This window comes from Tenacibaculum sp. M341 (genome assembly GCF_004337695.1).
GTDB lineage: Bacteria > Bacteroidota > Bacteroidia > Flavobacteriales > Flavobacteriaceae > Polaribacter.
This window is the reverse complement of the sequence record NZ_SJXJ01000020.1, coordinates 56,841-77,822: the sequence shown is the minus strand read 5'-3', so window position 1 is coordinate 77,822 and position 20,982 is coordinate 56,841. Positions and strand designations below refer to the sequence as shown.

Below are 20,982 nucleotides of genomic sequence, written 5' to 3'. Positions count from 1 at the left end.
ATCAGGGATCAGGGATCAGGGATCAGGGATCAGGGATCAGGGATCAGGGATCAGGGATCAGGGATCAGGGATCAGGGATCAGGGATCAGGGATCAGGGATCAGGGATCAGGGATCAGGGATCAGGGATCTAAGTTGTTATTTTCAGCAGTATTACAAAGCTTTTCTTATCTTTTTTATCAACAGGATTACAAATTACATTTATTAAAAACCTTATTCTACACTCACCTTTTTATACCTTTTAGTGTAGTTATTGATAATAGTCTGTTTGAAACACAATAAAATATTGTACAAAAAATGCATTTGCAATATATTTGCGTTTAAATAGGATTTTCACTTGTACGAAAATCCACTAATTAACTATATTAATGATTAAAATTACATTACCAGACGGAAGCGTTAGAGAGTATGAGATGAACTCTACTCCTATCGATGTTGCAAAAAGTATAAGTCAAGGTTTGGCTAGAAACGTTATTTCTGCCAGCTTCAATGAAACAACAGTTGAAACCACTACTCCATTAACAGAAGATGGAAAGTTAACCTTGTATACTTTTGATTCTCCTGAAGGTAAAAAAGCCTTTTGGCACTCTTCAGCTCACGTATTAGCTCAGGCTGTATTAGATTTTTATCCGGATGCAAAACTTACTATTGGACCTGCTATTGATAACGGTTTTTACTATGATGTTGATTTTGGAGAGCACAGTATTTCTGAAAAAGACTTTGCTTCTATTGAAAAAAAGTTTTTAGAAAGAGCGAGAGAGAAAGCTGAATTTAAAATGAGATCAGTTTCAAAAGCTGATGCATTGGCATATTATAAGGAAAGAAACAATTCATACAAAGTTGAATTGATTGAAGGACTTGAAGATGGTGATATCACTTTTTGTGACCATAGCAACTTTACAGACTTATGTCGTGGTGGACACATACCTAATACGGGTATTATTAAAGCTGTAAAAATAATGAATGTTGCTGGTGCTTATTGGAGAGGAGATGAAAAGAACAATCAGCTTACGCGTATTTATGGTGTTTCTTTTCCGAAGCAAAAAATGCTTACAGAGTATTTAGAATTATTAGAAGAAGCTAAGAAACGTGATCATAGAAAATTAGGTAAAGAGTTAGATTTATTTACTTTTTCTCAAAAAGTTGGTCAAGGTTTACCTTTATGGCTGCCTAAAGGAGCTGCATTGAGAGGACGTTTAGAAGATTTTTTAAAAGTCGCTCAAAAGAAAGCTGGGTATGAAATGGTGATGACTCCACATATTGGTCAGAAAGATTTATATGTTACTTCTGGACATTATGCTAAATATGGTGAAGATAGTTTTCAGCCAATTACAACTCCTAAAGATGATGAAGAGTTTTTATTAAAACCTATGAACTGTCCTCATCACTGTGAAATTTATAACCACAAACCATATTCTTATAAAGACTTACCTAAACGTTTTGCTGAATTTGGTACAGTTTATAGATATGAACAAAGTGGTGAATTACATGGATTAACTCGTGTTAGAGGTTTTACTCAAGATGATGCTCATATATTTTGTACTCCAGAACAATTAGATACAGAGTTTAAAAACGTTATTGATTTAGTTTTATATGTATTTAGATCTTTAGGTTTTGATAATTTCACTGCACAGGTTTCTGTTAGAGATTTAGATAATCCAGAAAAATATATAGGTTCTGTAGAAAATTGGGAGAAAGCTGAACAAGCAATTATTAACGCAGCAAAAGATAAAGGATTAGACTTTGTTGTTGAAGCTGGTGAAGCTGCTTTTTATGGGCCTAAATTAGACTTTATGGTTAAGGATGCTTTAGGAAGAAGTTGGCAATTAGGTACTATACAAGTAGACTACAACTTACCTGAACGTTTTGATTTGAATTATAAAGGAAGTGATAATGAATTACACAGACCTGTAATGATTCATAGAGCTCCATTTGGATCTATGGAACGTTTTATTGCTATTTTATTAGAGCATACAGGAGGAAATTTCCCGCTATGGCTAACGCCTGAGCAGGTTATTATACTGCCAATCAGTGAGAAATATGAAAAATATACAGAAAAAGTTTTACATTTGTTAGAAAATTCCGAAATTCGCGCCCTCGTTGATAACCGAAATGAGAAAACTGGTCGTAAGATTAGAGATGCGGAAGTTAACAAGATACCTTTTATGATTATTATTGGTGAAAAAGAGGAGCTAGATGGCACGGTATCTGTTAGAAAACATGGAGAAGGTGACATTGGTACATTTACCATTGAAGAGTTTGTATCATTAATTAATGAAGAAATTCAGAAAACATTAATGACATTTAACACCAATAATTAGTTGTAATAATAATTTTAAAATTTAATAACCATAGCAATTAGAAGAAAAGGTGGTCGTCGTAGGCCCGTAAGAGTAATTAAAGAAGATCAACATAGAATTAATGAAAAAATTAAATATGTTGATGAAGTTCGTCTTGTAGGAGACAACGTAGAAGTAGGAGTATATCCTTTAGCTAGAGCTAAAGAGATTGCTCGTGAACTAGAGTTAGATTTAGTTGAAATTTCCCCAAAAGCAGTACCGCCTGTTTGTAAAGTTATTGATTATAAAAAATTCTTATACGAACAAAAGAAGCGTGAAAAAGCCTTAAAAGCGAAAGCTACTAAGGTAACTGTAAAGGAAATTCGTTTTGGACCTCAAACTGATGAGCATGATTATGAGTTTAAAAAGAAACATGCTGTTAAGTTTTTACAAGACGGTGCTAAATTAAAAGCTTATGTATTCTTTAAAGGAAGATCTATTGTATTTAAGGAACAAGGGCAAATTTTATTATTAAAATTAGCTCAAGAACTTGAAGACTATGGTAAAGTAGAGCAAATGCCTAAGTTAGAAGGTAAGCGTATGATTATGTTTATTGCTCCTAAGAAAACAAAGTAATTTTTGTTACAACAGAAAGATAAATAATATAAGCAAGATAAAACGATAGCAAGAAAATGCCTAAAATGAAAACCAAATCTAGTGCCAAGAAACGTTTTAAGTTAACTGGTTCTGGAAAGATTAAAAGAAAGCACGCGTTTAAGAGTCATATCTTAACTAAGAAGTCTAAGAAACGTAAGCTTGCATTAACCCACTCGACGTTAGTACACAAGTCTGACGAGGGTAGCATCAAGCAACAATTATTATTAAAATAATTAGTTAGCAGGTAATTTAATTATTAACCATGGAGTGGGCTCAATAAAAAGTATTGTAGATTTTTAATTTATAATCGCCTACTACAAAAAAACACAGAATTATGCCAAGATCAGTAAATTCAGTAGCTTCAAGAAATAGAAGAAAGAAAATCTTGAAGCAAGCAAAAGGTTACTTTGGACGTAGAAAAAACGTTTATACAGTAGCAAAGAATGCGGTTGAAAAAGGAATGGTTTATGCCTACCGTGACCGTAAAAACAAGAAAAGAAATTTCCGTTCATTATGGATCCAACGTATTAACGCTGGGGCTCGTCAGTTCGGAATGTCTTACTCACAGTTTATGGGGAAAGTTAAAGCTAATAACATCGAGTTAAACCGTAAGGTTTTAGCTGATTTAGCTATGAACAACCCTGAAGCTTTTAAGGCAATCGTAGATAAAGTAAAATAAGTTTAACAATCTTGCTTATACTAAAAACCCAAACTTTATCGTTTGGGTTTTTTTAAATTAATCCTAATTCTCTTTTAATGAAAACTATCCATCTTTTATTTCTAACTTTATTTTCTGTTTCAGTTATAGCTCAAACTAAATTAACTAAGAAACAGATAAGCGAACTTCCTAACACTATAGAAAATCAGTTTGTAAAAACCTATTCTAAAGCAAGTACTTATCAGGAATATAAAATGATTAAGCGTACTGATTTTAGAACTTTCGAAAAAAGTGTTTTGGATAGTGTACAAATTTTAAGAAAAGAAATTGTTACCAGACAAGAAACCATCAATAACCAAACAAAAAGTATTGATGATTTGAATAACAAAATAAATGGGTTAACTGAAGAGTTAAATGAATCTCAAGGTAAAGAAGATAATATGAGTTTATTGGGAGCTAATATTAGTAAAACTTCATATAACTTAACTCTTTGGTCTTTAATTGCTATTCTTACATTGGTTATGTTATTCTTTATTTTCAAATTTAAAAGTAGCAATGTTGTTACTAAACAAGCAAAGAGAAATTTAGAAGAAATAGAACAAGAATTTGAAACTCATAGAAAAAAATCAATCGAAAAAGAACAAAAGTTAAGAAGACAACTTCAAGATGAAATAAATAAACAACGAGGAGTTTAAATTTAAAATATTAAAAATCGAGTTTTCAACTCGATTTTTTTTTTTTGACACATCCTAATTATATCACATTATATAACTTCTCTGTTGATTCTGTGTTTTTAAGAAAAATAAAGTTTTCTTCCTCTTCTTTTTTCATTGATAGATATTCGAAAAAACCATGATTAAAACTCAAGTAGTTTATAGATAAATCTACTTCGTTTTCTATGTAAATACAGTTTTGGTGATTATCTCTTACAAACAGTTGATTTTTTATCTCTTTATTAGACTTATTTAAATATTTTTCTCTAATCATGTTTAATAAAAAATCTTTTTGCTCATTATTTCTAAAAACATATTTAAAAAAGACTAAACTATCTTTAAAAAAATGCATTTCTAACGAAAACTTATACTTATCAATCTTCATTTCAGAAAATAAAATAGTTATATGTTTAACCTTGTTCACTAATCTAAATGAACCATAAAACCTATTTTTCACTTGGTTGAAAGTTGAACCAAAAGTTATTTGATTAGAGAATGCTATTTTTTCTTTAGTGCTAAAAAAATCATCAGCTCTCCCTACTCTATTGTATAATTCGTAATAAACAATTGTATTTGTATATCGGTGAAGTGTACGCTTATAATAAGGAGTGTAGTACCTCCTATTCTTAAGCAATCGGGAAAATGTTCTATTTATGAATTTCATCATTAAAAATTTATAACAACTTATCTCCCCGCTGATTACCTCTAAATATAGAAAAATTAATCAGCTTTTGCAAGAATAATACAAATAAGAATGGTTTTTCATTGAATAATCTTAATAAAAACAAATAAAAATTTGATTTTATCAAAAAATGTTTAAGCTTTTTATCACATAAAAGCAATAAAAAATTGGGTTTTCTTTTTTGTTATACTATATTTGCACGTTTTAAAAAAAGAAGTCAATTTAAATTAATTTAAAATGCAAAACAAAGGTCTTATTAGATTATTTGCAATCCTTTTCGGATTAGTAAGTCTATATCAATTATCGTTTACTTTTTTTGCCAATAAGGTAGAGAAAGAAGCAAAAAAGTATGCTACAGATAAAGCAGTTAAAAAAGATGATGGTAGAGAGCTTGCTCGTTTAGAGAAGAGATATACTGATAGTGTTGCAAATAAAGAGGTAGTTGCAAACTTTACCTATAATGATATCCGAGATAAAGAAATGAATCTTGGTCTTGATTTAAAAGGTGGTATTAATGCAATTTTACAAGTATCTGTTAAAGATATTTTAATTGGATTATCAAATGATTCAAAGAATCCTACATTCATTAAAGCTTTAGCACAAGCTGATGAATCTCAAAAGGATTCTCAAGATGATTATATTGATTTATTCTATGATCAATTCGAATCTGTTAGTAATGGAAGCGTAAAATTAAGCGATCCTACTATTTTTGGTAATAAATTACTTCGTGATAAAATTGACTTCAACAAAACTAACAGCGAAGTAAAGCCTATTTTACAAGAAGAAATTAACGTATCTATTAGTACTGCTTTTGAAGTATTACGTAGTCGTATTGATAAGTTTGGAGTTGTACAACCTAACATTCAAAGAATTGGAACTTCTGGAAGAATTCAAGTTGAATTACCAGGAGCTAAAGACATTGAACGTGTTAGAACATTATTAGAGAGTACTGCTAAATTACAGTTTTGGGAGGTGTATACAAATACTGATGTACAAAACTTTCTTTTTACTGCAAACTCTAAAGCAATAGAACTTTTAAAGAGTAAAGAAGAAAAAACTGTTACAGAAGAAAAAGATTCTACTAAAACAGGAGATAATATTGATGATTTATTAAATGAAGCTAATGATACTGATGAAGCAAATGCTAATCAAAAAAGCTTATTTACTTATTTATCTCCAAATGTAGCTCAAAATCAAGCTCAAACAAGCCCCGTAATAGGTTTTGCTTCAGTCAAAGATACTGCAACAGTAAATGATTTGTTGAGAAGTAAAGAAATTAAAGCTTTATTACCAACAAATTTAAGGTATGTAAAATTCTTGTGGGATTATCAATCACAAACAAGCAGTAATAAAGAAAACCCTCAAGAGATTATTTCTTTATACGCTATGAAGTCTAACAGAGATGATAAAGCACCAATAGAAGGAGATGTTATTGCTGATGCAAAACAAGATTATGATCAATTAAGTAAGCCTGTAGTATCTATGACTATGAATAGTGTTGGTACTAAAAAATGGGCTAAAATGACTGGTGAAAATGTAGGTAAATTTGTTGCTGTTGTCCTTGATAATTATGTATATACCGCTCCTAGTGTAAATGGAGCTATTACTGGAGGAAGTACTCAAATTTCTGGTGGATTAATGACAGTTGAAGAAGCTCAAGATATTGCCACGATATTAAAAGCTGGTAAATTACCTGCTACTGCAAGAATTATTGAAGCAGAAGTTGTTGGACCTTCATTAGGTAAAGAATCTATCAATGCTAGTATGTGGTCATTTGCTTTAGCTATTTTCTTAATTTTAGCTTGGATGATTTTATACTACGGTAAAGCTGGTTTATATGCAAATATTGCATTAGCTTTAAACATGTTATTAATCTTCGGATGGTTAGCTAGTAAAGGTGCTGTTTTAACATTACCTGGTATTGCTGGTATTATCTTAACCATTGGTATGTCGGTTGATGCCAACGTAATCATATTTGAGCGTATTAAAGAAGCCTTAAACTCTGGAAAGAGTTTATCTGATTCTGTTTCTGAAGGATTTAGTATTAAAGGTGCTTTATCTGCAATCTTAGATGCAAACATTACTACTTTATTAACTGGTGTTATCTTATTAGTATTTGGAACAGGACCTATTAAAGGTTTTGCTTATACTTTAATTTTAGGTATTATTACTTCATTATTTACTGCTGTATTCATTACTCGTTTATTCATTGATGGTGATGTTGTAAAAAATGCAAGTTTACCTTTCAACACTAGTATTTCTAAAAACTGGTTTAAGAATATTAACATTGAATTTTTAAAGAAGCGTAAGATTGCTTACGTAATATCTGGAGCTTTTGTATTAATTGGATTAATTTCAATGTCTACTATTGGATTAAAGCAAGGAGTTGATTTTAAAGGAGGTCGTTCTTTCCTTGTTCGTTTTGCACAACCAATGAAAGCTAATGAAGTGGCTAATTCTTTAAAAGATGTATTTGGTACTGCTCCTGAGGTTAAAACTTACGGTTCTAACTACCAATTAAAAATAACTACTGTTTTCAAAATTGAAGACAAGAGTAAAGAAGTTGATGAATTAGTACAAAGTACTTTATACAATGGTTTAAAGCCTTACTTAAGTGATGTTACTTACGAGCAATTTAAACCAGGATTTGAAAAAATAGGAAATGCTCAAGGAATCATGAGTTACATGAAAGTTGATCCAACTATTGCAGATGATATTAAACAAGCTGCAATATGGGCTGTAATCGGATCATTAATTATTGTATTCTTATATATCTTAATACGTTTTAGAAAGATTTCTTTCTCTATTGGTGCAGTAGCTGCTGTATTCCATGATGTATTAATTGTACTTGGTATTTTCTCTTTATTCTACAAGTTTATGCCATTTGATATGGAAATCGGACAATCATTTATTGCTGCAATCTTAACAGTAGTTGGTTACTCGTTGAATGATACCGTGGTAATTTTCGATAGAATTAGAGAGTATGCTGCTAACAGCACTTCATTCTCTGGAAAATTAGTAGATAAAGCCTTAAGTAGTACATTAGGAAGAACTATTAATACCTCTTTGACTACAATGTTAGTAATGTTAGCTATCTTCTTCTTTGGAGGTGATAGTATCAGAGGATTTATGTTCGGATTAATTATTGGTGTATTAGTAGGTACTTACTCTTCATTATTCGTAGCAACTCCAATTATGTTTGATGCTACTAAGAAGAACGAAGATCAATAATAAAAATATATAATAATTTAAAAAACCGTTTTGCTCTTACTGAAATTCATCAGTATTCAAGGCGGTTTTTTTATTTAATGATTATATTTACAGGTATATGATGATAAAGAAGTTACACGATTTATATTTTAAAGAATTAGTTTCTAAAGAGGAGATTTCTAAAATTGTAAAAACACTTGCCTATCAAGTAAAACAGGACTTGCCAAAAGATGAAAAACCGCTTTTTGTTGGTATTTTAAATGGCTGTTTTATGTTTGCTGCTGATTTCTTAAGAGCATACAATGGCGACTGTGAAATCTCATTTGTAAAGTTAGCTTCCTATGAAGGTACTAACTCTTCAGAAAGTGTAAAGAAATTAATCGGTATTAACGAAGATATATCGGATAGAACTGTAATTATTTTGGAAGATATTATAGATACTGGAACAACGTTGCAAGAAATCTATGAGATTTTCAGAACAAAAAACATTAAAGAACTAAAGATTGTTTCTCTTTTCTTTAAACCTGATGTTTACAGAAAAGAATTACATATTAATTATATTGGAAAAAACATAGAGGATAAGTTTATTGTTGGGTACGGATTAGATTATGATGGCCTTGGCAGAAATTTAAATTCTATTTATCAATTAACAACACAACCTAAGATGAAAAACATAGTATTATTTGGTCCTCCTGGTGCAGGAAAAGGAACTCAAGCAACTCTTTTAAAAGAAAAGTATGACTTAGTGCATATTTCTACTGGTGATGTTTTTAGATTTAATATTAAAAACGAAACTGAGTTAGGAGTATTGGCTAAGAAATATATTGATGCTGGAGATTTAGTTCCTGATGAAGTTACTATTAATATGTTGAAGGAAGAAGTAAATAAAAATCCAGAAGCAAAAGGATTTATATTTGATGGTTTCCCAAGAACAGAATCTCAAGCTAAAGCTTTAGACAGTTTTTTAGCTGAAAAAAGTGAGCGTATTAACGGAATGGTTGCTTTAGAAGTGCCTGAAGATTTATTAGTAGCTCGTATTTTAGAGAGAGGAAAAACAAGCGGACGTTCTGATGATACAGATGAAGAGAAAATCCGTAATCGTTTTAATGAGTACAATACTAAAACAGCTATTTTAAAAGACTTTTACGAAGCTAAAGGTAATTATTATGGTGTAGATGGTGTAGGTGCCATTGAAGAAATTACTGATCGTTTATCGAAAGTTTTTGACACTTTATAAACTTTCATGATATATTAAAAGAAAGTATCAAAAAGATTGAATGATCATATATTTTAAGTATCATTCAATCTTTAAATTTTTAAAATTTGAACTAATGACTGAAGGAAATTTTGTTGACTACATAAAAATTTATGCATCTTCTGGAAAAGGAGGACGCGGTTCTGCGCACTTGCATCGTGAAAAATACAATGCTAAAGGAGGACCTGATGGTGGTGATGGTGGTCGTGGTGGACATGTAATTTTACGTGGAGATAAAGCTATGTGGACTTTATTCCATTTAAAATTTAAACGTCACTTTAGAGCAGAACATGGTGGAGATGGAAGTTCAAATAGAAGTACAGGAAAAGATGGATCGGATGTAATTATCCCTGTTCCGTTAGGTACTATTATTAGAGATGCTGATACTGATGAAATTTTATTTGAAATTACCGACGATCAAGAAGATATTATCCTTTTAGAAGGTGGTAAAGGTGGTCGTGGTAACTGGCACTTTAAATCTTCAACAAATCAAACTCCCAGATATGCACAACCAGGTATTGACGGTATAGAAGCTTGGTTTAGAATAGAATTAAAAATTTTAGCAGATGTTGGTTTAGTTGGATTTCCAAATGCAGGTAAATCAACTTTATTATCTGTTTTAACTGCAGCTAAACCCAAAATAGCTGATTATGCTTTTACTACTTTAAAACCTAATTTAGGAATCGTAGAATACAGAAATCATCAGAGTTTTGTAATGGCTGATATTCCAGGAATTATTGAAGGTGCTGCTGAAGGTAAAGGTTTAGGTCATTATTTTCTTAGACATATTGAACGTAACTCATTATTGTTATTTTTGATTCCTGCTGATAGTGACGATATCAAAAAAGAATATGAAATTCTTTTAAATGAACTTAAAAAACACAATCCTGAACTTTTAGACAAACAACGTTTATTAGCTATTTCTAAAGCTGATATGCTAGACGATGAGCTGAAAACTGAAATCGCTGAAGAATTACCAGAAGGAGTAGAAACTTTATTCATTTCTTCTGTAGCTCAGCAAGGTTTAATGGAATTAAAAGATAAGCTTTGGAGCTTTTTAAATTAGTCTAATTTTATCATAAAATAAAACAACCTCTAAGAAAATCTTAGAGGTTGTTTTTTTATCTGTATTTGTATTTTACAATACTCTTTTCACCACTACAAAAGCATCTTTCCAATAATCTTCTTCTAATGATGAAACTGTTACTCCTTTTGATGTGCTTGAATGGATAAAAACTACATTGTAATTATCAGTATCAACTACTAAACCAACGTGATTGATATTTCCTTGTAAACGATCAATATTAAAAAATATTAAATCACCTCTTTGAACGTTGTTTAAATCTATTTTAGATCCTTTAGCACTCATTGCTTTTGAAGTTCTAGGTAATTGTATTCCTATTTTTTTAAAAGAAGTATACACAAGTCCAGAACAATCCATACCATTATTGTCGGTACCTCCAAACTTATACCCTACTCCTTTATAAGAATCTGCTATTTCAATTACTTCATCTGCTTTACTAACATTCACTGAAACTTGCTCTACAGATACAACTTCATTATTAGTTGTACTTGATACATTCTGCTTCTCTTTATTTGCAAATCTGTACGCAGAAATTAAAAGTATAAAAACGAATATGGTACCAACTTTTCTCACCTATAATACTCTTTTAGCTTTTGCGTAGTTCTTCTTGTAGTAATTTTGAGACATATTGTTTACTGTTACTCCTCTTTTAGTTGAGGCATGAATAAAATAAACAATTCCGTTTTTTACTTCAGTAACCAAACCAACATGACTTATTCTTCTTGGTTTTCTAGGATTAGTTGTAAAAAACAATAAATCGCCTTTACGAGCATTCTTTAAAGAAATTGTTTTTCCTGTATTAGACATGTCATAAGAAGTTCTTGGTAAAGACTTTCCATTTTTATTAAATGCAGTCATAATTAAACCAGAACAATCCATTCCTCTCTTCGACGTTCCTCCGTATTTATATCTTGTTCCTTTATAGGTAAACGCAGTATTTACAATTTTATCAGCTACTGCCGAATTATGCTTTACAGGTTTTCTTGAAGTTCTTTTTTTATATACCGTTTTTCTACTTGGAGTTCTCTTCTTATAAACTGTTTTTGATGAAGAACAACTAAATAAAAAAGCTAGTAATATTAGGGATAGTACTTTTTTTATCATGTAATCAAATTATATTAAACTATTTACTATAGATTTCGCTGTTTTTGCTGATGCTCCTTTACCTCCAAGTTTTTTCTCTAACTCAAAATAATCAAGAAACAACTTTTCTCGGTGCGTTTCATCTAGAATCTTTTGCAATTCTTGTTCCAAATTAGCAACTGTAAAATCATTCTGAATTAATTCAGTCACCACTTCTTTATCCATTATTAAATTCACCAAAGAAATATACTGTAAGGTAATAATTCTTTTGGCTATTTGATAAGACAACCAACTTCCTTTATAACAAACCACTTGAGGCACTTTAAATAAAGCTGTTTCTAATGTTGCTGTACCAGATGTAACTAAAGCTGCTTTAGCTACACTTAATAAGTCATATGTTTTATTGTTGATAAACTTTACATTTTTTTCTGAAAGAAAACTTTGGTAAAATTCTTCTGTTTGACTTGGTGCTCCTGCAACTACAAATTGATAATTAGGAAATTTATCAACCATTTGTAACATTGTAGCCAACATCTTTTTTATCTCCTGCTTTCTACTCCCTGGTAATAATGCTATAATTTCTTTATTTCCTAACTGATATTGCTCTCTAAAGCTTTTCTCATCCACTTGATCTCTACCAGCTATTCCATCAATCAACGGATGTCCTACAAAAGTAACTTCATAATCATACTTTTCATAAAATGGCTTTTCAAAAGGTAAAATTACATACATGCTATCAACATCTCTTTTTATAGCCTCTACCCTGCTTGCTCTACTCGCCCAAACTTGAGGAGAAATGTAATAACTTGTTTTAAATCCTTCTTCTTTTGCCCACTTAGCAACTCTTAAATTAAAACCAGAATTATCAATAAAAATAATAACATCTGGATTAAACTTAAGGATATCTTCTTTACAAAACTTTATAAAACCGAATATTTTACGAAGATTTAAAATCACTTCTACAAACCCCATAAAGGCTCTTTCTTTATAATGACTTACTAACTCACCTCCTACGGCATTCATTAAATCTCCTCCCCAAAAACGAATATTAGCATTTTCATCTTCTTTAAAAATCTCTTTCATCAAATTTGCTCCATGCAAATCTCCAGAAGCTTCACCTGCAATTATGTAATATTTCATTAATAGAAAAACTTTAAAATAAAAGTAAATATTGCTGTACAAATTGTAGCAATTAATACACCTCTTGCTCTGTAATCCTGCTTCTTTTTAAGAAACACAAAAAACACAAATAAGTTAGGTAAAGCTGCTAACGCAACCACAGAACCTACGACTCCACTTTGCCTTAGCATTTCAATAGTTTCAAAAAATCCAAAACGAGAAACATATTGCAGGTAAATAAACAAACCACACATTGTAGCAAAAATGGATACTAAAAATCCGATTAATATTTCTTTTTTTATAAATCCCATGTGTGCAGTTTTTGAATTGCATGATGTGCAGTCATATCAAACTGAACTGGTACTAGAGAAATGTAACCATTTTCTAAAGCCCAAATATCTGTATCCTGTCCTTTATCGTTATTAATAAACTCACCTGAAAGCCAATAATAATCTTTACCAGTTGGACTTTTACGTTTATCAAAATCTTCTTTCCAATATCCGTTTGCTTGTCTACACACTCTTATTCCTTTAATTTCTGATTCTTTCAATTTTGGAATATTTACATTCAATACTATTCCATCTGGTAATCCATTTAAAAGAACATTTAAAACTATCTTTTTAACAAACTCTTTAGCAGCTCTAAAATCAGCATGCCAACTATAATCTAACAATGAAAAACCTATCGCAGGTATCCCTTCAATCCCAGCTTCAACAGCGGCACTCATTGTTCCTGAATAAATAACACTGATTGAAGAGTTTGCTCCATGATTAATTCCTGAAACACATAAATCTGGTTTTCTATTTAAAATTTCGTTTTTAGCCATCTTTACACAATCAGCAGGTGTACCAGAACAGCTGTATTCTATTTGCGGACCTTCATCAATAGAAATCGGATTACAATGCAATACATTATTAACCGTTATAGCGTGCCCCATTCCGCTTTGCGGACTATCTGGTGCCACTACAATTACTTCTCCAATTTCGTTCATTATTTCAATAAGCATGCGCAGTCCTGGCGCTGTTATTCCATCATCGTTTGTAACTAAAATTAACGGTTTCTCTTGCATAATATGGTATTTACTTATAGACAAATATACACTAAAATATTACTGCATTTTTTAACATTTTGTAAAGATAGAAGCGGAATTATTATAATTAAACTTGTAACTTGTGAAACTATGATTATAGGTACTGCTTATTATTAAATTCTTTACTCGTTTTTTTAACGCTTTCCAATGAAGAATGTTAAACAATCTTTAAAAAAGGATTATCATTGAAAGCTTTAGTTAAATTGGCATTATTTTAGTAGCTTAGCAAATACCCAATAGTATTTATTCATTTTAACGATTAACGATTTATGAAGATGAAATTATTTATTGCTTTACTTAGTTTTTTACTAATTGGTAATACCCTTAATGCAAACACCTCCGCACCTTCAAAAGGCGATCCTGAAAAAGATCAATTGATATTATACGTGTTGAAAAACATTCTTACTCGAGGTCATTATGTAAAGAAAGACTTGAATGATGATTTTTCTGAACATGTATACAAAGAATTTATTAATGGATTAGATCCTAGTAAACGTTACTTTACTCAAGAAGATTTAAAAGAATTTTCTAAGTATAAGTTTCAAATAGACAACCAACTGAAAGATTCTAAATTAGATTTTTACAAATTAGTTTACGGTAGATTTTTAGAAAAAATTCAATCAGCAAAAACTACTTATAAATCATTATTAGCTGAGTCCTTCAATTACAAGAAAAAAGAAGAAATTGATGTTGATTATGATGAAATGCCTTTTGCTAAAAATGAAAATCAATTGATTGATTATTGGAGAAAGCAATTGAAACTACAAGTAATCAGTAGAGTTCAAGATGCAGAAGACCAACAAAGAGAAAAATTAAAGAAAGACAAGAAAGCAACTACTAAATCATTTAAAGTTTTAGAAGAAGAAGCTAGAAAAGACGTGTTGAAAAACATGAATGATTTATACCTAAGAATTGAAGAGTTAGAAAACTCTGATTGGTACTCAACTTTTTTAAATAGTGTAGTTAGTAGTTTTGATCCGCATACAACATATATGTCTCCAAGAACAAAATCTAGATTTGACCAAGACATGTCTGGAAAATTAGAAGGTATTGGTGCTCGTTTACAAATGGATGGTGTTTATACTAAAATTGTTGAATTAATTTCTGGTGGTCCAGCTTGGAAACAAGGTGATTTAGAGGCTGGGGATATCATTTTAAAAGTTGCCCAAGGAAATAAAGAGCCTTTAGACATTGTTGGTATGAGATTAGACGATGCCATTACTTTTATTAAAGGTAAAAAAGGAACTGAAGTTAGATTAACGGTAAAGAAAAAATTAGACGGATCTACAAAAGTAATTCCTATTATCAGAGATATTGTGGAGTTAGAAGAAACTTTTGTAAAATCTAGTATTGTAGAAAAAAATGGTAAAAAATACGGAGTAATTAATTTACCTAAGTTTTATATTGATTTTAACGATGTGAACAAACGTAACGCTGCTAGCGATATGAAAAAAGAGATTACTCGTTTAAAATCTGAAAATGTAGAAGGTTTAATTGTTGATTTACGTAATAATGGTGGAGGATCTTTATCTACTGTAATTGATATAGGTGGTTTATTTATTAATGAAGGACCTATTGTACAAGTTAAATATAGAGATGAAGATGCTATTATTAAAAATGATACAGACCCAGATATTCACTGGAATGGTCCGTTAGTAGTAATGGTAAATGAAATGTCTGCTTCTGCTTCAGAAATTTTTGCTGCGGCAATGCAAGACTATGGTAGAGCTGTTGTGATTGGTGGTAAACAAACCTATGGTAAAGGAACGGTTCAAAATGTACTTCCTTTAAACTATTACGTGAAAAAATATCCAGATGATTTAGGGGCTTTAAAAATGACAATTCAAAAGTTCTATAGAATTAATGGTGGTTCTACTCAAATTGAAGGAGTTTATTCTGATATTGCAATGCCAGACCGTTATACATATATGGAATTTGGTGAGCGTGATTTAGATGGAGCCTTACCTTGGGACAAAGTAGATCAAGCTAAATACAACAAAACGAATTCTTACATCAACTTTGATGAAGTTGTAAATAATAGTAAAGATAGAATTAGCAAAAACAAAAAGTTTATTTCTATTAATGAATATGCTAAATGGTTAAAAGCTAATCAGGATGATAACACATACTCTTTAAATTATAATACTTTTCAAAAAGAAAGTGATCAAAGAGAAACTGAAGCTAAAAAGTTTAAAGATATTTTCAAGTTTTCTTCAAACTTAACTTTTTCTTCTCCTAAATATGAATTACCGTTAATTAAGAAAGATTCAACTCTTAACGACAAACGTTCTATTTGGCATAAGAACATGAAGAAAGACATTTATTTAAATGAAGCTTTAAATGTTTTAAGCGAATTAAAAATGAATAAAAAGTATGAGTTAGTTAAAAAATAACAACTCTATATATACCATAAAAAAAGCGTGTTAATCAACACGCTTTTCTTTTATCTTTTAGTTTGATAATTGGCTATCTGTGTACCCATCCAATCGTTCCTTCATAAGCATATCCAGCATTTACACCTTCCTGATAATTTGTTGTAAATAAATGGTCGCTATTAGAACTTCCATAAAAACGATATAATTTAACTCGTCCGCTTCCTCCAGAAGTATGTATATAAGCTGATTCGTTTAATAACAACCTATCTCTTTCTACAAAATTAAACTCGCTAACATCTTTCCAACCTGCTCTACGCACATTGTTTCTTTCTGTTACATTGGTAGTCATTAAAAAATCTCTGTTACCAGGACTGATTAAAAAATATAACTTTCTAGTTCCTGATGGCGGTGTTGGTGTTATTCTATTATTATAAATTCCCAACTTAAAAGGCATACCTTCATACCTTCCTATAGCAGCCCCAATATTGCTTACTCTATAAGTATGAATACTATTAGCACCTCCTAAAAAATAACGTCTTACGCCCACTAAAGAAGTTTTAGTTTGTACTTTAGAAGTAACAACTGTTTCTTCAACTACAGATGTTTCATCTATAACTGTTTCTTCATTTTTTTCACATGATGTAAATACACCAAATGCAACCGTCATCAAAGCTATTGCTCTAACTTTTAAAATTTGTGTTTTCATTTTAATAAAAGATTTAATTGTTAATTAATAAAGTTAATTAAAAATCTTGTGTTAAAACACTCAATTACTTCTTTTTACAAAATCATAACACTTAATTATTTTTCTAATTCTTAAGTACTTAATAAACCTTTTTAGTCAGACTTAGTCTTATTAGTATAACTAAAAATTAAAGTATTATGGCAAGAGTTATTTATGTAGTGTTTCTATCAATTTTTATGTTTATTATTCCTAGTGTTCAAAATGCAAATGCACAGGTTACAAGAAAATTAGTTAAAAGAAAAACAGTTAAGAAAAAACATACCGTTGGAAGAGTATCTAGTAAACGAGTAAAATATAAAAAACAAAGAAGAAAAGTTGTTTCTATTAGAACTTTACCTACCAACAGAAAAATTATTAAACACAGAGGCAATAAGTACTATTATGCTAACAACAGATTTTACACCTATTCTAGAGGAAGATATATTGTTATAACTCCTAAAATTGGCTTTAGAGTTAGAACATTACCTGTTGGTTATAGAAAAGTAGTATTTAGAGGTAGGAATTATTTTTCGTTTAACGGAGTTTTCTATCTTCAAAAAGACAATGAATATGAAGTAGTAGAACCTGAAATTGGTACAATTGTATATGAACTTCCAGATGAATATGAAAAAGTTACCATAAACAACTACACTTACTACGAATTTTCAAATGTTTTGTATGAAAAAATTCAAGTTAACGGAACTCGCGCTTATGAAGTAATTGGATTTGTAGAACAATAATGTATACAAAAACAGCTTTAGTATTTTACTAAAGCTGTTTGTTATTTATTTTAATTCAATCTTCACTACCAAACCTTCATTGGCACGAACATTAAATACGGTATCATCTTCAAAAATTAAATACTGTCCTTTAACTCCAACTAGCTTACCTGTGTAGCTACCTTCCTTTTTTATATTTAAACTTTTAGGCTTTTCTGGGTACTTATGAACTGGGAAATTAATTTCTGTTTCTTTGTTGTTCTCTATAAAATACTCTTTTACCTCTTCAGGTATAAAAGCTTTTAACTTTTCCTTCCAAGCATCTAAACTTTCATCTTCAATATCATTCTTTAGCATTTTTCGCCAATTCGTTTTATCCTTTACATGATCTTTTAATGCAACTTCGGTAATCCCTGCTAAATAACGATTTGGTACCTCAACAATTTCAATAGCTTCGTGTGCTCCTTGATCTATCCAACGAGTTGGCACTTGAGTTTTGCGAGTTACTCCAACTTTTACATTACTAGAATTTGCTAAATACACTATATGAGGTTGTAATTGAACTTTTTTCTCATATTCTAAATCACGATCTTCTTCATCTAAATGAGCCTTACTTAATTCTGGACGCATAATCCAATCACCCGCATGTGGTGTTTCAAAAAAGCACGACTTACAAAAACCTTGACGGTAAATTTCTTTTTCTAACCCACATGACAAACACTCATAAGTAACAAAACTTATTTCTATTGTTTTGTTAAGCAACTGATTTACATTTATTAAATCGGTCTTCATATCTAAAAAATACTGAATCGTATCTAAAAACTCAGTATTCATTTTTTTTAAAACTCCTGTGTATTGCATGTTGTAAAATTTACTATTTTTAGCCTACAACAAACTTACAAATTAGCCGTTAAAAATGCCATTACAGTTTATAAATTCTATTATTTCTTGGTTTTTGAAAAAAAGAAGACATCAGATGGAACTTTTTTTAAAGTATCCTATTGATGTTCAAGATGAACTGTTACTAACTCTAATTGCTATTGCTAAAAGCACGGAGTTTGGTAAAGAGCATAAGTTTTATAAAATTAAAAATTACGAGGATTTCACAAAACGTGTTCCTATTCAGAAATATGAAAGTATTGAACCTTTAATTGAAAGATGTAGAAAAGGGGAACAAAACTTATTTTGGCCTGGTAAAATAAAATGGTTTGCCAAATCGAGCGGTACTACAAATGCTAAAAGTAAATTTATTCCTGTAAGTGATGAAGCTTTAGAAGATTGTCATTTTAAAGCAGGTAAGGACATGTTGTGCTTATATATTAACAACAATGAAGACGCTCAATTATTTACTGGAAAAAGTCTAAGATTAGGTGGTAGCTCTGCTATTTATGAAGATAATGAAACTTATTTTGGTGATTTGTCTGCTATTATTATTGAAAACATGCCTTTTTGGGCTGATTTTAGTTCTGCTCCTAAGCAAGAAGTTGCTTTAATGGAAGAATGGGAAACTAAAATGGAAGCCATTATAGATGCTACTATTCATGAAAACATTACCAGTATTGTTGGTGTTCCTTCTTGGATGCTTGTACTTTTAAATAGAGTTTTAGAAAAAACTGGTAAAGATCATATTTTAGAAGTTTGGCCTAATTTAGAAGTTTACTTTCATGGAGGCGTTAACTTTAATCCATATAGAGAACAGTATAAAAAGTTAATTCCGAGGGAAGATTTTAAGTATTATGAAACCTACAATGCATCTGAAGGTTTCTTTGCGATTCAAGATCAAAATAATTCTGAAGAATTGTTATTAATGCTTGACTATGGAATTTTTTACGAGTTTATTCCTATGGATGCCTATGAAGGTGAAGATTCTAAAGCTATTCCGCTTTCTGAAGTTGAAACAAACATTAATTACGCCATAGTAATTACTACTAACGGTGGTTTGTGGCGTTATTTAATTGGTGATACTGTAAAATTTACTTCTACAGATCCATATAGAATTAAAATTACTGGACGTACCAAACATCATATCAATGTTTTTGGTGAAGAATTAATTATTGAAAATGCTGAAGAAGCTTTAAAATCTGCTTGTGAAAAAACAAATTCAAGAGTAAAAGATTATACCGTTGCTCCTATTTTTATGAATGGTAAAGAAAAAGGTGCCCATGAATGGATCATTGAATTTGAAAACAAACCTAAAGATTTATCTTTTTTTACAGAGATTTTAGATAATGCTTTGAAAAATTGTAATTCTGATTATGAAGCGAAGCGTTATAATAACATGACATTATCTATGCCTAAAGTTAATGAAGCTCGTGATGGATTGTTTTATGATTGGCTAAAACAAAAAGGAAAACTAGGCGGTCAGCATAAAATACCTAGGTTATCCAACAAAAGAACATTTTTAGAAGAATTACATTTATTAGAAACACATTAATGGAATCTTTCTTTCTACATAACGCTAATCTACTTTTAGAAAACCCAGAAATTGCAGCATCTTTACAAGAAGTGGCAATTCCTATGACTTTTAAAAAAGGAGAAATAATGCATCATTCAAACACTATTTGTAAACATTTTTATTTGTTATTAGATGGTGTAGCCCGTGTTTTTTATTACAGAGACGGAAAAGATGTAACCGTTCATATTGCTCAAGAACAAGAAAGTATTACTGCTATAGACAGCTTTATTCAGCGAAAAAAAAGTAAATACAGTATAGAAGCTATGGAAAACATAGAGTGTATTGCTATTTCTAGAAATGATATTGAAGAATTGTCTGCTAAAAGTCATCAATTTGAACACTTTGGTAGGTTATTTTTAGAAAAGATTTATATCGATTTAGCTGAGCGTTTAGATAGTTTATTACTACATACTTCTCATGAACGTTATGAAGATTTGCTTCAAAAAAAACCTGAACTTTTTCAACGTGTGCCTGCAAAACATTTAGCTTCTTTTTTAGGCATGACTCCTGAAACATTTAGTAGAATTAGAGGGAAATAAGGTATTATGAATAAAATAGTCTTATTATTTTACCTTATATTGTTATGTGCTAGTTGTTCACCAAATACAAAAACAGAAAAGTTTTCTACTGAAAAATGGAAATCTGGTTCGCAATTAGAACGAGGAAACATGGTTACTGATTTGGTAGAAAACAATGTCTTAATTGGTAAAAGCAAAATAGAAGTTACTAACCTTTTAGGTATTCCAAAAGATAGTTCAAAAACCAACTACTTATATTTAGTTGATTTTGGATATATGACTCCTTTCTACCTTGATATTGAATTTGATTCTACTACTAAAAAAGTACAAAAGGTTATTTTAAATGACTGATGCAACTTAATA

Annotated in this window: 22 protein-coding genes; 14 read left to right on the top strand and 8 right to left on the bottom strand. The window is 30.4% G+C overall.

The features are described from left to right. The 6 genes from EYW44_RS22500 to EYW44_RS18065 form a co-directional block, all read left to right on the top strand. A partial coding sequence (locus EYW44_RS22500; protein ID WP_207893809.1) for a hypothetical protein occupies positions 1–280 on the top strand: 280 nt, incomplete at its 5' end. Positions 281–366: 86 nt separating this feature from the next. Further along, positions 367–2,319 carry a threonine--tRNA ligase gene (thrS, locus tag EYW44_RS18085; RefSeq protein ID WP_132725956.1) on the top strand — a complete coding sequence of 651 codons (1,953 nt, stop codon included), beginning with the start codon at positions 367–369 and terminating at the stop codon, positions 2,317–2,319. A 75-nt stretch (positions 2,320–2,394) separates the two neighbouring features. Next, a complete protein-coding gene (gene infC, locus EYW44_RS18080) occupies positions 2,395–2,913 on the top strand; it encodes a translation initiation factor IF-3 (RefSeq protein WP_165872268.1) in 519 nt (172 codons plus the stop codon). Between the two features lie 56 nt (positions 2,914–2,969). Next, a complete protein-coding gene (rpmI, locus tag EYW44_RS18075) occupies positions 2,970–3,167 on the top strand; it encodes a 50S ribosomal protein L35 (RefSeq protein ID WP_132725953.1) in 198 nt (65 codons plus the stop codon). 101 nt (positions 3,168–3,268) lie between these two features. Beyond that, entirely contained in the window at positions 3,269–3,613 is a 345-nt protein-coding gene (rplT, locus tag EYW44_RS18070; RefSeq protein WP_132725951.1) for a 50S ribosomal protein L20, read from the top strand. A gap of 77 nt (positions 3,614–3,690) precedes the next feature. Continuing rightward, positions 3,691–4,287: a hypothetical protein gene (locus EYW44_RS18065; protein WP_132725948.1), complete on the top strand. Its 597-nt coding sequence runs from the start codon at positions 3,691–3,693 to the stop codon at positions 4,285–4,287. Positions 4,288–4,345: 58 nt separating this feature from the next. Here EYW44_RS18065 and EYW44_RS18060 read toward each other — a convergent pair whose 3' ends face one another. Next, a complete protein-coding gene (locus tag EYW44_RS18060) occupies positions 4,346–4,969 on the bottom strand; it encodes a hypothetical protein (RefSeq protein ID WP_132725945.1) in 624 nt (207 codons plus the stop codon). Between the two features lie 255 nt (positions 4,970–5,224). On the opposite strand from EYW44_RS18060, the gene secDF reads away from it, so the two are divergent. The 3 genes from secDF (at position 5,225) to obgE (ending at position 10,518) form a co-directional block, all read left to right on the top strand. Then, complete coding sequence (gene secDF / locus EYW44_RS18055; RefSeq protein WP_132725943.1) at positions 5,225–8,218, top strand: protein translocase subunit SecDF; 2,994 nt, start codon at positions 5,225–5,227, stop codon at positions 8,216–8,218. A 97-nt stretch (positions 8,219–8,315) separates the two neighbouring features. Next, positions 8,316–9,434 carry an adenylate kinase gene (locus EYW44_RS18050; protein ID WP_132725940.1) on the top strand — a complete coding sequence of 373 codons (1,119 nt, stop codon included), beginning with the start codon at positions 8,316–8,318 and terminating at the stop codon, positions 9,432–9,434. Between the two features lie 94 nt (positions 9,435–9,528). Beyond that, positions 9,529–10,518 (top strand): GTPase ObgE, encoded by a 990-nt coding sequence (gene obgE, locus EYW44_RS18045; protein ID WP_132725938.1) that lies wholly within the window; start codon positions 9,529–9,531, stop codon positions 10,516–10,518. A 72-nt stretch (positions 10,519–10,590) separates the two neighbouring features. Here the strand turns inward: obgE and EYW44_RS18040 are convergent, their stop codons facing one another. The 5 genes from EYW44_RS18040 to surE are packed head-to-tail and all read right to left on the bottom strand — an operon-like array spanning position 10,591 to position 13,807. Continuing rightward, the gene (locus EYW44_RS18040; RefSeq protein ID WP_132725935.1) at positions 10,591–11,109 is read right to left on the bottom strand and encodes a C40 family peptidase; all 519 of its coding nucleotides are present in this window, start codon (positions 11,107–11,109) and stop codon (positions 10,591–10,593) included. Continuing rightward, on the bottom strand, positions 11,110–11,640 hold the full coding sequence (locus EYW44_RS18035) for a C40 family peptidase (protein ID WP_132725933.1): 531 nt from the start codon (positions 11,638–11,640) through the stop codon (positions 11,110–11,112). A gap of 9 nt (positions 11,641–11,649) precedes the next feature. Continuing rightward, positions 11,650–12,759 (bottom strand): lipid-A-disaccharide synthase, encoded by a 1,110-nt coding sequence (gene lpxB, locus EYW44_RS18030; RefSeq protein WP_132725910.1) that lies wholly within the window; start codon positions 12,757–12,759, stop codon positions 11,650–11,652. Beyond that, positions 12,759–13,049 carry a hypothetical protein gene (locus EYW44_RS18025; RefSeq protein ID WP_132725907.1) on the bottom strand — a complete coding sequence of 97 codons (291 nt, stop codon included), beginning with the start codon at positions 13,047–13,049 and terminating at the stop codon, positions 12,759–12,761. The genes lpxB and EYW44_RS18025 overlap by 1 nt, the downstream gene beginning before the upstream one ends. Next, positions 13,037–13,807, bottom strand: coding sequence for a 5'/3'-nucleotidase SurE (gene surE, locus EYW44_RS18020; RefSeq protein ID WP_132725904.1), 771 nt, complete (start codon positions 13,805–13,807; stop codon positions 13,037–13,039). Before surE ends, EYW44_RS18025 begins: the two co-directional genes overlap by 13 nt. 290 nt (positions 13,808–14,097) lie before the next feature. On the opposite strand from surE, the gene EYW44_RS18015 reads away from it, so the two are divergent. Beyond that, positions 14,098–16,221 (top strand): carboxy terminal-processing peptidase, encoded by a 2,124-nt coding sequence (locus EYW44_RS18015; RefSeq protein ID WP_132725901.1) that lies wholly within the window; start codon positions 14,098–14,100, stop codon positions 16,219–16,221. A 73-nt stretch (positions 16,222–16,294) separates the two neighbouring features. On the opposite strand, the gene EYW44_RS18010 is transcribed toward EYW44_RS18015, so the two are convergent. After that, a complete protein-coding gene (locus EYW44_RS18010) occupies positions 16,295–16,909 on the bottom strand; it encodes a hypothetical protein (protein ID WP_132725898.1) in 615 nt (204 codons plus the stop codon). 176 nt (positions 16,910–17,085) lie between these two features. On the opposite strand from EYW44_RS18010, the gene EYW44_RS18005 reads away from it, so the two are divergent. Continuing rightward, positions 17,086–17,667: a DUF6515 family protein gene (locus EYW44_RS18005; protein WP_132725895.1), complete on the top strand. Its 582-nt coding sequence runs from the start codon at positions 17,086–17,088 to the stop codon at positions 17,665–17,667. 45 nt (positions 17,668–17,712) lie between these two features. Here EYW44_RS18005 and EYW44_RS18000 read toward each other — a convergent pair whose 3' ends face one another. Next, positions 17,713–18,507 carry a DUF2797 domain-containing protein gene (locus tag EYW44_RS18000; RefSeq protein WP_132725892.1) on the bottom strand — a complete coding sequence of 265 codons (795 nt, stop codon included), beginning with the start codon at positions 18,505–18,507 and terminating at the stop codon, positions 17,713–17,715. A 55-nt stretch (positions 18,508–18,562) separates the two neighbouring features. On the opposite strand from EYW44_RS18000, the gene EYW44_RS17995 reads away from it, so the two are divergent. Genes EYW44_RS17995 through EYW44_RS17985 form a run of 3 tightly spaced genes read left to right on the top strand, consistent with a single transcriptional unit; the run spans position 18,563 to position 20,970 of the window. After that, complete coding sequence (locus EYW44_RS17995) at positions 18,563–20,080, top strand: GH3 auxin-responsive promoter family protein (protein WP_132725889.1); 1,518 nt, start codon at positions 18,563–18,565, stop codon at positions 20,078–20,080. After that, a complete protein-coding gene (locus tag EYW44_RS17990) occupies positions 20,080–20,640 on the top strand; it encodes a Crp/Fnr family transcriptional regulator (protein WP_132725887.1) in 561 nt (186 codons plus the stop codon). Before EYW44_RS17995 ends, EYW44_RS17990 begins: the two co-directional genes overlap by 1 nt. Positions 20,641–20,646: 6 nt before the next feature. Next, entirely contained in the window at positions 20,647–20,970 is a 324-nt protein-coding gene (locus EYW44_RS17985; protein WP_132725884.1) for a hypothetical protein, read from the top strand. Positions 20,971–20,982: the final 12 nt, after the last annotated feature.

Coding starts and splice junctions, on each gene's coding strand:
- obgE (WP_132725938.1), top strand. CDS start 9,529: ATGACTGAAGGAAATTTTGTTGACTACATAAAAATTTATGCATCTTCT.
- EYW44_RS18065 (WP_132725948.1), top strand. CDS start 3,691: ATGAAAACTATCCATCTTTTATTTCTAACTTTATTTTCTGTTTCAGTT.
- EYW44_RS18015 (WP_132725901.1), top strand. CDS start 14,098: ATGAAGATGAAATTATTTATTGCTTTACTTAGTTTTTTACTAATTGGT.
- EYW44_RS17985 (WP_132725884.1), top strand. CDS start 20,647: ATGAATAAAATAGTCTTATTATTTTACCTTATATTGTTATGTGCTAGT.
- EYW44_RS18005 (WP_132725895.1), top strand. CDS start 17,086: ATGGCAAGAGTTATTTATGTAGTGTTTCTATCAATTTTTATGTTTATT.
- surE (WP_132725904.1), bottom strand. CDS start 13,807: ATGCAAGAGAAACCGTTAATTTTAGTTACAAACGATGATGGAATAACA.
- EYW44_RS18035 (WP_132725933.1), bottom strand. CDS start 11,640: ATGATAAAAAAAGTACTATCCCTAATATTACTAGCTTTTTTATTTAGT.
- EYW44_RS18025 (WP_132725907.1), bottom strand. CDS start 13,049: ATGGGATTTATAAAAAAAGAAATATTAATCGGATTTTTAGTATCCATT.
- EYW44_RS17990 (WP_132725887.1), top strand. CDS start 20,080: ATGGAATCTTTCTTTCTACATAACGCTAATCTACTTTTAGAAAACCCA.
- EYW44_RS17995 (WP_132725889.1), top strand. CDS start 18,563: ATGCCATTACAGTTTATAAATTCTATTATTTCTTGGTTTTTGAAAAAA.
- thrS (WP_132725956.1), top strand. CDS start 367: ATGATTAAAATTACATTACCAGACGGAAGCGTTAGAGAGTATGAGATG.
- EYW44_RS18050 (WP_132725940.1), top strand. CDS start 8,316: ATGATGATAAAGAAGTTACACGATTTATATTTTAAAGAATTAGTTTCT.
- EYW44_RS18060 (WP_132725945.1), bottom strand. CDS start 4,969: ATGAAATTCATAAATAGAACATTTTCCCGATTGCTTAAGAATAGGAGG.
- secDF (WP_132725943.1), top strand. CDS start 5,225: ATGCAAAACAAAGGTCTTATTAGATTATTTGCAATCCTTTTCGGATTA.
- rpmI (WP_132725953.1), top strand. CDS start 2,970: ATGCCTAAAATGAAAACCAAATCTAGTGCCAAGAAACGTTTTAAGTTA.
- EYW44_RS18010 (WP_132725898.1), bottom strand. CDS start 16,909: ATGAAAACACAAATTTTAAAAGTTAGAGCAATAGCTTTGATGACGGTT.
- rplT (WP_132725951.1), top strand. CDS start 3,269: ATGCCAAGATCAGTAAATTCAGTAGCTTCAAGAAATAGAAGAAAGAAA.
- EYW44_RS18000 (WP_132725892.1), bottom strand. CDS start 18,507: ATGCAATACACAGGAGTTTTAAAAAAAATGAATACTGAGTTTTTAGAT.
- lpxB (WP_132725910.1), bottom strand. CDS start 12,759: ATGAAATATTACATAATTGCAGGTGAAGCTTCTGGAGATTTGCATGGA.